Source organism: Shewanella sp. MMG014 (assembly GCF_018100775.1).
Taxonomy (GTDB): domain Bacteria; phylum Pseudomonadota; class Gammaproteobacteria; order Enterobacterales; family Shewanellaceae; genus Shewanella; species Shewanella japonica.
Genome location: NZ_JAGJDZ010000013.1, coordinates 1 through 13417 on the forward strand (window position 1 = coordinate 1; position 13417 = coordinate 13417).

The 13417-nt window shown below is 39.6% G+C and carries 9 protein-coding genes; 6 read left to right on the top strand and 3 right to left on the bottom strand.

Going from position 1 to position 13417, the window contains the following annotated elements; translation table 11 throughout:
• Positions 1-774: 774 nt before the first annotated feature.
• On the bottom strand, positions 775-1158 hold the full coding sequence (locus J8L86_RS17970; protein WP_282098423.1) for an HU family DNA-binding protein: 384 nt from the start codon (positions 1156-1158) through the stop codon (positions 775-777).
• Between the two features lie 133 nt (positions 1159-1291).
• Between J8L86_RS17970 and J8L86_RS17975 the strand changes: the two genes are divergently transcribed.
• The 3 genes from J8L86_RS17975 (at position 1292) to rplY (ending at position 3938) form a co-directional block, all read left to right on the top strand.
• Entirely contained in the window at positions 1292-2749 is a 1458-nt protein-coding gene (locus J8L86_RS17975; RefSeq protein ID WP_065108894.1) for a L,D-transpeptidase family protein, read from the top strand.
• Positions 2750-2901: 152 nt separating this feature from the next.
• Positions 2902-3450 (top strand): DUF882 domain-containing protein, encoded by a 549-nt coding sequence (locus tag J8L86_RS17980; RefSeq protein ID WP_055024730.1) that lies wholly within the window; start codon positions 2902-2904, stop codon positions 3448-3450.
• A 200-nt stretch (positions 3451-3650) separates the two neighbouring features.
• Positions 3651-3938 carry a 50S ribosomal protein L25 gene (rplY, locus tag J8L86_RS17985; protein WP_055024729.1) on the top strand — a complete coding sequence of 96 codons (288 nt, stop codon included), beginning with the start codon at positions 3651-3653 and terminating at the stop codon, positions 3936-3938.
• Positions 3939-4080: 142 nt separating this feature from the next.
• On the opposite strand, the gene J8L86_RS17990 is transcribed toward rplY, so the two are convergent.
• Together J8L86_RS17990 and J8L86_RS17995 are read right to left on the bottom strand one after the other, a co-directional pair.
• Positions 4081-8031: a translocation/assembly module TamB domain-containing protein gene (locus tag J8L86_RS17990; RefSeq protein ID WP_211031216.1), complete on the bottom strand. Its 3951-nt coding sequence runs from the start codon at positions 8029-8031 to the stop codon at positions 4081-4083.
• Entirely contained in the window at positions 8031-9848 is a 1818-nt protein-coding gene (locus tag J8L86_RS17995; RefSeq protein WP_065108905.1) for an autotransporter assembly complex family protein, read from the bottom strand. Before J8L86_RS17995 ends, J8L86_RS17990 begins: the two co-directional genes overlap by 1 nt.
• A 166-nt stretch (positions 9849-10014) precedes the next feature.
• On the opposite strand from J8L86_RS17995, the gene J8L86_RS18000 reads away from it, so the two are divergent.
• From J8L86_RS18000 to J8L86_RS18010, 3 genes are all read left to right on the top strand, one after another.
• A complete protein-coding gene (locus tag J8L86_RS18000) occupies positions 10015-11040 on the top strand; it encodes an isoaspartyl peptidase/L-asparaginase (RefSeq protein WP_055024727.1) in 1026 nt (341 codons plus the stop codon).
• A gap of 644 nt (positions 11041-11684) precedes the next feature.
• Entirely contained in the window at positions 11685-12062 is a 378-nt protein-coding gene (locus J8L86_RS18005) for a hypothetical protein (RefSeq protein WP_211031217.1), read from the top strand.
• A gap of 140 nt (positions 12063-12202) precedes the next feature.
• A complete protein-coding gene (locus tag J8L86_RS18010) occupies positions 12203-13315 on the top strand; it encodes a DUF4062 domain-containing protein (RefSeq protein ID WP_211031218.1) in 1113 nt (370 codons plus the stop codon).
• Positions 13316-13417 lie beyond the last annotated feature (102 nt).

Genomic DNA, 13417 nt, shown 5'->3' on the forward strand with positions numbered 1-13417 from the left:
GTGTCTATAATTCGAGCGTTGGCAAAAGATAAATCCCTCGTCGTTTTAAGATAGGGCGCGGCAGTTCAAGTCTGGCCTCGGGTACCATCATTTACATACGTAAGTATGGTGCGAAAAAGCCTCAACGAAAGTTGGGGCTTTTTTGTATCTAAAATTTGAATCTACGTTTAGGGCAAAAGATAAATCCCTCGTCGTTTTAAGATAGGGCGCGGCAGTTCCAGTCTGGCCTCGGGTACCATTATAAGAAAGCCTCGACATTAGTCGGGGCTTTTTTGTGACTATAATTCGAGCGTTGGCGAAAGATAAATCCCTCGTCGTTTTAAGATAGGGCGTGGCAGTTCAAGTCTGGCCTCGGGTACCATTATTTACATACGTAAGTATGGTGCGAAAAAGCCTCAACGAAAGTTGGGGCTTTTTTGTGTCTGTAATTCGAGCGTTGGCGAAAGATAAATCCCTCGTCGTTTTAAGATAGGGCGCGCTAGTTCCAGTATGGTCTTGGGTACCATTATAAGAAAGCCTCGACATTAGTCGGGGCTTTTTTGTATCTAAAATTTGAATTTGCCTCTACGTTTAGGGCGAAAGATAAATCCCTCATCGTTTTAAGGTAGGCTAGCTGGGCCAGTGTTTAATGTGCCGTTATGGATAAGATATCAAAAGCTTTGTAAGACGCATTTGAGCGCGCGTTTGCAAGATTTGAAAATGACGTGAGATAGGATATGAAAGCCTCTTATCATCCCAAATAGGAGGCTTTAATTTGTCGTTTGACGCTACTTTTTATGGATTAATGTATTTTTTAAAGGCAGGGGCTGGTTTAAAGCTAGGTTGATTAAAACCTGGAATTTCGATGCTTTCACCCGTTTGCGGGTTCCGTCCATTCTTAGCCAAATGATACCTTAATTCAAAGGTGCCAAATTGCGGTAAATACACTTTTTCGCCTTCTGCTAACGCTTTATGAAGTTGGATAAGAATTTGCTCTAACTGTGGCTTTAATTGAGATTGAGAAACGCCGATATCAGACGCCATGACTTGTAATAATTGCTTCTTGTTCATAAATGCTGCAGTGAATAAATATTGAAAAAATTTTTGCGGGGCATGTTTATAACAGTTCTTATAATCCTTTCCTAGTTTCTTTAGTTCAATTAGCTGCTTAGTAGTCAGCGGTTAAGTTTTTTGTTCTATTTTTATCCTTCTTTCGTAGTAACTTGTAACTGAACGTCACAGTCTGTAACACAAGGTTGATATTTTTTTGCCATACTTAATTGTCTATGGCGTTAAGACGGGAGAGAAATGAATGAGAATTTTGTATTATCTACGTGTCTCTTTCACTTTTATTAGTTTGTTATCAATTGCTTTTGCAGGCCAAACTCATGCAGTGCAGTCCCAAAGGCTGTCACAAGATCAAATTCAGCCAGCAACATACAAAACACTTGCTCAGCATGTGACTTTACTTTCATTAGTGGAGTCTTCCGTTATTTGGCAAGATTACTTAACTATCTTGCAAAAGGGCAGTGAGGCTGAAAAACTCGAGTACATAGACAAAATTCAACAAGAGATCGCTCGCTTCTGGCATGATCGAAATGTACGCTTGCCTTATGATTCGCTGACTTCTTCTATGTCCGAAAAACGACAGGTTTATGCCTTAGAGCCTGCGGTTGAAGACTACCTTAGTGTTCAAAATCACATTAGGCGCTTATTGTGGCTGAATCAGCGCCATGATTGGCCTCAAATACAACCTGGTGGCTTATTAAGGCCTGGTGATAGCCATAAGACCATCAGTTTGATTTCTCAAAGACTCTGGTTATTGGGAGATTTATCTTCTCGATCTGAAACCCAATACACTTATGACAATACAATTGCGATGGCGGTGGCGAGATTTCAGCAGCGACATGGTTTGAAAGCTGATTCTGTTATTGGCCCCAAAACGTTACATTGGATTAATCAAACGCCACTGCAACGCGCTGAATTATTAGCCAGCAATTTTGTTGAAAAAACCAGTTATTTGTCTGACTTAGGTGAGCGCTACTTGTTAGTGAATATACCTGCATTTGAAATGGTATTAGTCAATGAAAGCCAAATCGCATTGAGCTCTAGAGTGATCGTAGGCAAAGCCTACAGACGAACACCTGTGATGCAGGGGCAAATCTCCAACATCGTCATCAACCCTACTTGGACCGTTCCTAAAAAACTAATGCGACGAGATATTCTGCCAAAGGTTGCCCAAGATGGACATTACATTACTGACAGGCAGTTTGATGTGTTTGATATCACTGGCACTAAAGTGAATAAAACAGCTTCAGAGTGGCAAGATATTGTTTCAACAGGCCCGTTTCCTTATCGGTTAGTGCAGAGGCCAGGTAAGATAAATGCGCTTGGACGCTACAAATTTCACTTTAAAAATGATCTCAATATCTATTTACATGACACGCCAGATAAAGCCTTGTTTGATGAAGATGACCGAGCATTATCATCTGGCTGCATTCGAATCGAAAAAGTACAAGAACTAGCGGAGTGGTTTGCCGAAAATGTGGTGATTGATAAACGCACTTGGCATCGAATGCAGGAGCAAGGCGAGCAAACGCAATGGTTTTCACTTTCTCAAACAGTGCCAGTCCACCTGGTTTACTGGAATGCGTGGGTTGATGAAACTAACCTCGCTCAGTTCCGTAATGACATTTATCATTTGAATAACATTAAGCAAACCGAAGTAGCTAATAATGCAGCAACTTCGTTACAAGTGTCTTCTCGTTAAGTTATTGACCAGATTAACACTTGCCGTTTTGTTCATAATTTAAGCTGATTTTATCGGCTTGAATGCTTGCTATTGTCTCACTTTCCGTTTAACTTCGCTTTCAATTGTGTAAAAAACGCACATGTTTTTGATTATTTGAAAGTGGTGAGTGAATGTCTTTAGTGTGTCCTGCCCGTCGGCAATTAGTGTTAGGTTTAAGTGGTGTTGCTGTTGCTTCTATGTTTTCCAATCCAGTTCAAGCAAGCCGTTCTACTCAAGGTGTTAGAGAACTCAGTTTTTACAATCGTCATACCGGAGAGCGTCAAAAAGGCCAGTTTTGGGCTGAAGGTGAGTATGACCAAGATACTTTGTCATTATTTAGCGAAGTACTACGTGATCATCGTCAGAACCAATCAGCGCCTATGGATAAGCGTTTATACGAATTTGTTTATCAGCTACAACAGGCTTTAGGTAATACTGATGAAGTTCATGTCATTTCCGGTTACCGCTCACCAAAAACCAACAATATGTTAGCAGCTAAGAGTAATGGAGTCGCAAAGAAAAGCTACCACATGAAAGGAATGGCGATGGATCTTGCAATCCCAGGCGTTGAGCTTAAAAGCCTTCGTGATGCTGCAAAGTCATTAAAATTGGGTGGCGTAGGTTATTATCCACGTTCTGGTTTTATTCATGTGGATTGTGGCCCTGTAAGAAGTTGGTAGTGTTTTCATATTGACACTATTAACGATGTGACTGCTTGATACTATCTTGAGAAGCATGAGTGAATGGTATGATTTTTACTTAATAACTTGTTGAGTCAAGGTGGCTATGATAGAATCCGCGCGCTTTGTTAAAGAACAAGCACGAGTTGTTATTGGTCGAAAATAACAACATCAATTTATTTTTTATAAGTGAGAAACACATGTCTTACACTATTCAAGCTGAAATCCGTACTGAAATCGGGAAAGGTTCGAGCCGCCGCCTACGTCATGCGAATTTAGTTCCTGCTGTTATCTACGGTCCAGGTAAAGAGCCAATGTCAATCAAAATGGCTCAAAAAGATATCGTAAACATTCAATTGAATGATGACTTCTACAACACTGACTTAACACTAGTTATCGACGGTAAAGAAGTTAAAGTACGTGTACAAGCAATGCAACGTCACGCGTACAAAACGCTAATCGAACACATTGATTTCAAATTTGCTTAATTGCTAGTTTGAGTGAAAAAAGCGCCTTAATGGCGCTTTTTTTGTGTCTGTAAATTGGCGGTATTGAAGTAACGGTAGTTCACTGTGAAATGACAAGCTGTATTAGGTTTATAGCAATAGCGGTTGCTATCGTTTTAGCGGATTAATCGACGTTAAAACTGTAGTAAATATCAAGAGACTGATTGATCGTCCCTGAGACGGTTTCTAAATATAACTGTGACAAAATATAGTATCGAACTGTCATCTCATATCCTGGGTTAAATACACCAATACCGTATTTCACCATTAAGTCTTCGCCAATGTAGCCACTAATGGCAAATCGTCCTTCATCGTTCGCATCTAGCTGGACGTTAGAAAAACCAAACTTTTCAATCAAGCCTGTGGCTGTTGAGCCAATATTATTGATTGCTCCACCACCTAATTGCGAGCCTAAGCTTAATGCAGCCCCCATCATTAAGGCATTATTTTGCTCATTGCTGGAGTTACTAAACCCTGCGCCAGTAATAATATAAGAGAGAATTTCTGCTTGCTCTTTTGCTGGACTTGAAAACAAGGTGACCTCAGGTTGCATTGCTGTACCTGTCACTCGTACGCCCGCAGTTAAGTCTTCATCTTTAATTTCTCTGACTGCTTCAATATTTAGATTAGGGACTTCGGTAGGGCCGGAGAATTGTACTTCGCCCGTACTAATCGTCAGTGTTTGTCCCATGAATTTATAAGAGCCATTAGTGACCTTAATATCACCAAATAGTAGGGGAGGCTTGAATGCTTGTTGTTGCAGCAAAAGGGTGCCACGTAATTTTCCGCTAAGGCCCATACCGTCAATCAGTAACTCATTACCAACTTTAATATTTAAATCCGAGACCACGGCGTAAGGGCTTGTTTGTTGTTCTTTTTCAGAAATAGAATCGTTAAATACGACATCTGAGGAAACGGCAACGCCGCCTTCTGCAAGCTGAACAACTGTAATTTCACCCGTTGGAATGTCGACATTGCCTTTTATCGCCAGTTGCGTTGTGTCGAAAGTAATATTGATGTCGGGAGAAATATCTAATATCGCAATTGGAGGTTGAATAAATGCGAGCTTGTCGCCCAGAATATCAATATCACCGCTAAATCGACCATCAGGCCAAGCCAACGTACCCGCCACACTCGCTTTACCATCTCCCATTGCTAACGTGCCATCAACTTTTGCCTGTTGACCTTTTAACTGCATTGCTAGAGTAATATCGTCAATTAACGTTGGGTTGTTCGTTGTGGCTAAAGCCCCGTTTTCTAGGCTTAAGCTTCCTTGCACCTCAGGCTGAGTTAGGTTACCTAATATACTCAGGTCCGCTGCGAACAAGCCTTCTAATGTTGCGAGTTTAGGGAAAAAGCCCCTTAGAGGCCCTATATTAATAGTATCGGCTTTGATAAAGCCTGTTAATGCGCGTTCTTCATCATTACTAATACTGATTTGACTGTTAATTTCAGCAATATTCTCAGCGCTAACAATAAGGCTGCTTTTGAGCTGTGTTTCATCAATCACAGCATCCAGCTTGATGGTATCGTAGTGTAAGTTGATTCGATCGTTTTCAGTGCGGCGTAATGCTATATCCCCACCATTAAGCAATAGCGCAATGTTGGCTTTAAGTTTGTCAGTTTCTGACCACTGAGCTGTTGCTTCTAAGTCGGACTCACCAGTCCAGTTTAGACGAGGAGGCAGCAGCGGCTGTAACAAGTTACCTGGTTGGCCATTGATACTTAGCGAAAGATCGCCTTGAGTACCAAATCGACCTTGCTGGTTTAAACACAGACTACTATGGGTTTGAATTAAGCAAAAAGGCGTAATCTGTCCTTCTTGATTGAGCTGATCCCATTGGATATTAACAGGGTTATTTATTTGCCAAGCACCTAATAAATTTGAAATAACAAGTGAGTTAATGTCGGTATTAAAGGTTTGCTTTTGTTCATTAAACTGATTATTGATTTGAGTGTTTAATGCGATGTCACCTTGCGTATTGAGTTTAATTTTTTGTTCAGCAAGGGTTCCTTCGGCGCTAAGCGTTAATCCTGATAAATCAATCTGTTGCCATGAAAGCTGGTTATTATTGATGCTAAGGGTAAATTGATGTTCATTTAACGGTAGGTAATGGCCTTTAAGAGTTAACTGTTCAATATCAATATCAGCAAATTTAACATTACTCACTCGGCCACTTACGTCAACGATTGGTTGCGTATCATCCCCTGTTACATCAATTTTTGCATAAATTTCGCCTTTAGCATTAGGTAACCACTGGCTAACATCAGGTACGGAGAGCTCGGCATCGACATCCCAAAAACGGCTAGCTTGACCATTAATTAATAATTCTGCTCCTAATGCACTTGCCTGTAAATTGTCGGCATTGATGGCGAACTTATCATTGAATTCGATATTCCCTTTCACCGTTAACGGAAAATCATTTAATGTGCCACTGAGATCGGCATCTTCTATGGTTATTTGCCATTGTTCATCATCAATTACGCCAGCGGATAGCAGTGAACCATCAATATTGCTTGCAAGTTCCGTTAATTCATAAAGATAGGGGACTTTGTCTAGTTGAAGCGAAGATGTCGCTAATTGTGCTGACCAACTGACCTTATCATCAAAGTTGAGGTTGCCGTCTGCTACTAGGTTTCCAGCTTCTGACTCGACATCAAGATGCGAGATAATGAGCTCATTTTGACTAAGCTCAATATTGGCATCAAGCATTAAAAGAGGGTGATACGGGCTTAAAAACTCACCACTAAAAATGGCAGACTGTTGATGAATGTTTCCTTTACTGGTGAGCTTACTTAATCTCGCGGTGTAATCGGGTTTATCAAGTGGCCAGTTAATATTTGCTTGAGCAATTTCAATTTGATAATCCATTTCTGGCTTACTTAACTCAATAATTGCTTCGAAGTCGATGTCTACATCGCCAGTTGCAGACACTAATAACGATAAGTTGTCGAAACCATTCTCGGCCTCAATCGCTATTTTTTGTTGAGTAAAATCAGGTGCTTCAGTCACCTTGCTAAGGTTAAATTTGGCATCAATATTCATTGGGTAGTCATGATTAAGACTAATATCGCCAACGAGAGAAGCCTCGCCATAATCATGAGAGACCGATAATGCTTGCACATCAATTAAGTATTCAACATAGCTACCAGTTAGCGAAATATGAGAAAAATGATCAGTTCTATTACCTAATTTCATTACGCTGTCATGGGTAATGAGCTCATCAACATAAATAGGAAAAGTCATGTAAACGGCTGGCAAGTTGGCCATGGCCCAGGTTTCTAATTCTGATGATGAAACGTTTTTATCTTGATTATTTGGGCTTGAGGTTGCTTGCGTATCGGCAGTATCTTGTTGGGAAGATTCACCTAATGGTATATCGACTAATAAGCCTTCACTATGTAAGTAATTTACTCTGAGTCCACTCTTATTCCATAACGCTTTACCTTGCAGGCGACCTGCGTTGTAACGCATGTCATTCACTGTGACTTTTACGTCGTTCAGATCTAACTGATTGAGTCCAATAGTGACGGGTAAGATCAACGGTGAAGGGGATTGCTGTTCAGCGGCATCCTCATTATTGGTGTCTTTAGCGTTGTCATTTTCTGATGGCTTAGAAGGTTCATCATCTGCAAACTGATCGGTTTGTACTATGACAGTAACATCATCAGCAAAAAAGTTATCAACACAAATCTGTTTGTTAAAAAGACAAGTTGGAACCCATGAGAGGCTCAGGCCTTCAACCTCTACAGCGACGCCGTCCATTGACCAACGAGCGGTAGTAAATTCAAGTTGATTGTTTATAGTGCCTGATTTTAAGTTTAATGCTAAATTAGGAACAAATTGGTTGGCTAGCATCACACTGATCTGGGCACCAATCGGAGTGCCAATCAGTATTGCTATCAGCATCAATAACAGTAAAGGGATATAAATAGCAGTACGAGTACAGAGTTTAAACGCTTGCCAACAACGACCTAAAAATGATTTAGGTGGTTTTGATGCAGGTATATGCGCTAACGATGAACTGTCGTGTTGATTGCTATCTTCTGTTTTAGGGGGCATAGAATCAGTCATTATAAGTCTGTCCCCATGGTTAAATGAATTCGCCAAGAACGATCAATGGTTTCAGTTTCTTTTAGGCCTACACCTAAGTCAAACTTAATAGGACCAATAGGTGAAATCCAATGTATACCGCCACCAACAGAGACGACAGGCTCAAATTGTTCAGTATCAAAAGCATTACCAGCATCGACAAAAGTGGCGACTCGCCAAGTGTCAGTGAGATAATATTGATACTCTAAACTACCAACGACTAAATAGCGTCCACCGACAACCTGCCTCGATAAGCCGCCCTCAGAGTTAACATACTCGATATATGGGCCTAACTCTTGAAAGCCGTAACCACGAATCGATTGATCGCCACCGGCAAAATAACGAAGTGAAGGCGAGATTTGATCAATTTGATCACTATCGGCAATATTTGCGCCTAAATCCAGACGTGATACAAAACGATGACGTTCAAAAAAAGTATCAATCCATTTTAATCTTGCTTCGATTTTCGTTAAGCGAATTTCAGAGCCTAGATTAGGATCGCCATACTCGAGACTGTAAGTTTGTCTAAAGCCTGACTTAGGGTCTAAGGTGTTGTCTCCACGCGTTGTTTTACTTAATCCAAAACCAGCCAATACAAATTGCGGGTCATAGTCAGTATCAGATTGATTATAAAACTCATGGTTATATTCTAAGGAGTAGCCAAATAACCAACCGCTGTCTAATCGTTGTTGCCTGATTATCCCAAACAAGCGTTTTTCAGATTCCAGTTGCCCCGTATAATCGTAGTTTCTGTCATCTTCATTGTAATCTTGCGTTACCCCGTATTTATCACGTAATAAACCAACCCTAAATTTAAGCTGATCATCAAGAGGATGAGTTAACGGAATGGTATAAGTGGTTAAAAACTTCGGTCTGTCAGGCGACCATTCCATTGTGGTTTCTTGGGTATGACCATAACTGTTAATTTCTGGCATACGCCAAGTAAGCCGAACTCTTGGCTCAACGGTTTTTTCTGCATTGGTTCCAATATCGGCGCCCAAACCCACCTCAAAAGAGTGAGTGGGTCTTGGGGCTAAATCAACTTTAATCGGTACTTTAGTCTCAGACATGTTATCAATTTGAGGTAACACTTTAATATTACTGAAATAACCGGTATCAATTAAATTCCGATTAAGCCGATTTAGGCGTTGGGTTGAGTAATTCGCATTAGGGTCAAATGGAATGAGTTTTTCAAGTAAATCATCATTTATGGTCTGGCCTGAAAACGTGACTTCCCCCATTTTGTATCGTCTTCCTGATTCAAAATAGAGGTGGATTTTAGCGGTATTTAAATCACGATTGATTTCAATTTCAGAGCGAGTAAAAGCCCCGTCAAAATAGCCTCTGGCCAGCGCGAGTGTTACTAGATTTGATTTTAATTCTGAATAAACACCATGGTTAAGGGTATCACCTGGTTTAATTGTTAACTGATCCATCCAGCGATTAAAGCTATTATCATCGAGCATTTCATCACTGAATTTGATGTCAATCCATTGAATGATAGTCGGTTCGCCTTCATCAATATTAATAGTGAGTTTCCAAGGGGAGTTTTTGGACTCGGTAACATTAATATCCACTTTTGCGTGATATCGGCCCATTGATTCAAGTGCAGCGGTAACATTATCTTCTACGGTAAACAAAAATGCGCGGCGCTGAACTTGAGAAGTGGGTGATTCACCTAAGTGAGCACGTACGTTTTTGGCCAAACTGCCTGAAACACCCTGCAGTTCAATCGTTAGCCATTCATCTTTTTTAGCCCAAGCAAAATTTGATGCCAATGAAACAAGGGCAACGCAAATGACTAGGCAATATTGTAAAGACTTGGATAACAATGACTGAATGCTTATCAACGAATAAAGATGGTTTACCTATTGTCGCCAGATTACCGCAATCAGGCAAGGTTATGATTGAAATTATCGCCTGAAATGGTTACAAAGATACAAACTGATCAAGGACTTGCTTAAAATGAAAACAATAACACTAGCACTGATAGCATCAATGGCTTTATTTTCTGGTTTAGCGAACGCAAAAACGAAACCTTTTGCGATAGCCATTCATGGTGGAGCAGGGACCATTCAGCAAAGTAGCTTTACCCCTGAGCAAGAAAAAGCCTATCGAGCGAAGCTAAAAGAAGCGGTAGATGCAGGCTATGCAGTTTTAGATAAAGGCGGCTCTAGTTTAAGTGCAGTAACCACTGCAATTAATGTATTAGAAAACTCACCGTATTTTAATGCGGGTAAAGGAGCGGTATACACTCATAATGAACAGCATGAAATGGATGCATCTATTATGGATGGTAATACCATGAACGCAGGTGCGGTTGCTGGCGTTAAACACATTAAAAATCCGATTGATTTAGCGCGCTTGGTAATGGATGAGTCTGTCCATGTCATGCTTTATGGAGAAGGGGCTGAAGAGTTTGCTTTAACTCAGGGGGTCCAATTGGTGGCTAACGAAACCTTTAATACCCAAAAACGTTATCAAGGTTTACAGCGTGCAAAAGCAAAAATGGCTGAAGCGAAAACCAGTGCAGATTATCAAGCGGCTCACCAACAACTTGATACTGAATATAAAGTTGGCACTGTTGGCGCTGTCGCATTAGATAAACAAGGTAATATTAGCGCAGGTACCTCAACCGGCGGAATGACGAATAAACGCTATGGTCGTATTGGCGATGCTCCCGTTATTGGTGCTGGAACTTATGCTGAGAATGGAGTGTGCGCAGTGTCAGCGACTGGACATGGAGAATATTTTATTCGCTACCAAGTCGCAGGTGACATTTGCGCCAAAGTGAAATACCAAAGTAAGTCGATTATTCAGGCGGCGGATGAGGTGATTAACCAAAGATTGATTACCGCTGGCGGTACAGGTGGCGTGATAGCCATTGATCATCGCGGCAATATTGCGACCCCTTTTAATACAGAAGGGATGTACCGCGCAACGCGTAAGAGTGGGGAAGAAGCACAAGTGATGATTTGGCGTGATAAGTAAGCCTTAACTTTCTTTGTTATTGTTATCAATCACGATTGAGATTTAAAAAAGCATCAAGTTTTCGCTTGGTGCTTTTTTAGTTCAGCCTATGCTGAGTTTGAGGTCGTAACTTATATGTGTTCCAAACCTTGTTTACGGCTTTGACCCAAATGAAGTTTGGAAATAAAAGATGAGGTAACGATCATCAAAAGTGCATTTACAAGCTTAATATCTAGCTCATTTATGCCCCATAACGAGCTAGCGAGAGAAACTCATGTGGCGGTGAGCGGAAATATCCCCTGATATTTTCTAGTCTTTTGTGCACTATATCTGATTCTGAAGTACTGGATAGATATACAGTTATCATTGTACACAGATGAATTGTGAGTATAGTGAGCAAAAAATCGGGTGATTTATGCTCGATAAACTGCCAACTTTTTGATAAGTTGTTGAATCTAAAGTTATTGATAAAAGGTTGTAGAGACCTCTACATCAAAGCGCTCACTTTTGCGGGCTTGATATTAATAAAACAGGTCTTACATTTTCATTTTATCAATATTAAACAGTCGGTTGGCTTGGTATCGTTGCTACTAAGTTGAATTTTTTCAGGAACATTATCGAGCAGCTATATAATAAGCTGTTAGGTTTAAAGGGAGTTAAGCTGTATGTTCTGGCAAATATCATTTTGGTTACTTGTTGTTATTTTAGTTTTACCATTTCCATTTAAAGTTTTTGCTTATATCAAAGGCTCAGACGATAGTGCATTAAGCGTAAAAATAGAAGAATCTGCCAATGCCATATTCATGTCTATTGGGCTAGTTGCTTTTTATGGGTATATAAATAATCAAATATATTTATCCCCAATATTTTGGCAAGCATGGTTATTAATAGGTGTGTTGTGGTCAATTATTGCAATTTTTTGGTCACCTAAATTAGCTTATGCAACAGAAATAATGGGGAAAAATAAAATGCGTATTGGTGCTGCTATTGGGTGTGTTTTATATATTCCATTATTTCTAGCAGTATATTTCTACGCATTTTAAACCTAACAAGGCACTCAAAAGGACAAATAACAGTTGGTTTTTGCTCCTTCGTCGCTTATTTTAACCAACTATCATTTGCCTCTTAGTGAGGCGTTAGCTTTTGCTTAATCGATATCCAACATTCAATATTAAGGTTATATATGGCAGTACCAAAAGTTTTTGTTAGCTCTACTTGTTACGATTTAGCTGAAGAGAGGTCTCAATTAGAAAGGTTTATAATTTCTTATGGGTTCCAACCTATTCTTAGTGAGTATAGTGATGTATTTTATGACCCAGATGAGCATACGCATAATGCTTGTGTAAAAGAGGTCGCGCATTGTGATTTATTTATTTTAATCATTTCAGGTCGTTTTGGTGGTAAACATATTGATGGGGATGGCGAGTCTATTACACAAGCTGAATATAATGAAGCGAGACGACTAAAAATACCAATATTTTCCTTTGTAAAGAATGATGTGTTGAATGCTCAATTATACTTCAAAGAGAATGTGAAATCTGAAGGTAAAGAATTCGCAACGAGAATTAAATATCCTTCAATATACAAACAAGATGATGCAGTAAAAATATTTGAGTTTATCCAATCTGTTCAACATGCTAGAGAAAATAATGCTATTGAGTCTTACGTATCGTTTAGCGATATAGAAGAGCATTTGAGAAAACAATGGGCAGCTCAATTCTATAAATTTCTTGAGGATAGAAAGAGCCGGCTGGATGTAGAGCACATTTCAATTATTCTAGACAAACTTTCAGGTTCTAGTAATAAGTTAGAATCTTTAGTTGAAAGTTTGCATGATAACAATCAAGGTAAAGATAAAACACAAGAGTTACTTCATAACGCTAGTATATTTAAAAATATAGAAGACTTTTGGCAAGCAGTTAAAGAGTTGTTTGATCTATATATCAGTGTATATACGCGTGAGGAGAATGAATATAATGATGAGAAATTAAAGCTTGAACAGTTTAATTTACCTGATTTTGCTCGTAATAATGTTCAAAATTGGTCTGATTTTGATCCGGTTAAAGTATCTGACTATAAAGAATACTTAACTCTACTGGGAATATTTAACTTCGAAGAACAAGAAGAAAGAAGTTTCATAAAGGTATCAATTATTGGTTTAGAAGGTTTACCTATTTCATTCTCTCCTGGAACTTGGGAAAACCGTCCTTTTGAGCCAAGTTTTGAATTAGGTATTAAGGGTTCCAATGCAGAATTACGTAAAAAAGCTCTTGTTTCTGTGTTTGGAAAAAGCTAACAAGTTGCTTAAACGGAATAAAAACAGTTGGTTATCGCTGCGCGATTTTAACCAACCTTTTTTATCCGCTTAGCAAGGCGTTATGCACCAAATCAAGGTTGA

Excerpts from the sequence above, each read along its gene's own strand:
- J8L86_RS17975 (WP_065108894.1), top strand. The coding sequence starts at position 1,292 with ATGAGAATTTTGTATTATCTACGTGTCTCTTTCACTTTTATTAGTTTG.
- J8L86_RS17980 (WP_055024730.1), top strand. The coding sequence starts at position 2,902 with ATGTCTTTAGTGTGTCCTGCCCGTCGGCAATTAGTGTTAGGTTTAAGT.
- rplY (WP_055024729.1), top strand. The coding sequence starts at position 3,651 with ATGTCTTACACTATTCAAGCTGAAATCCGTACTGAAATCGGGAAAGGT.
- J8L86_RS17990 (WP_211031216.1), bottom strand. The coding sequence starts at position 8,031 with ATGACTGATTCTATGCCCCCTAAAACAGAAGATAGCAATCAACACGAC.
- J8L86_RS18000 (WP_055024727.1), top strand. The coding sequence starts at position 10,015 with ATGAAAACAATAACACTAGCACTGATAGCATCAATGGCTTTATTTTCT.
- J8L86_RS18005 (WP_211031217.1), top strand. The coding sequence starts at position 11,685 with ATGTTCTGGCAAATATCATTTTGGTTACTTGTTGTTATTTTAGTTTTA.
- J8L86_RS18010 (WP_211031218.1), top strand. The coding sequence starts at position 12,203 with ATGGCAGTACCAAAAGTTTTTGTTAGCTCTACTTGTTACGATTTAGCT.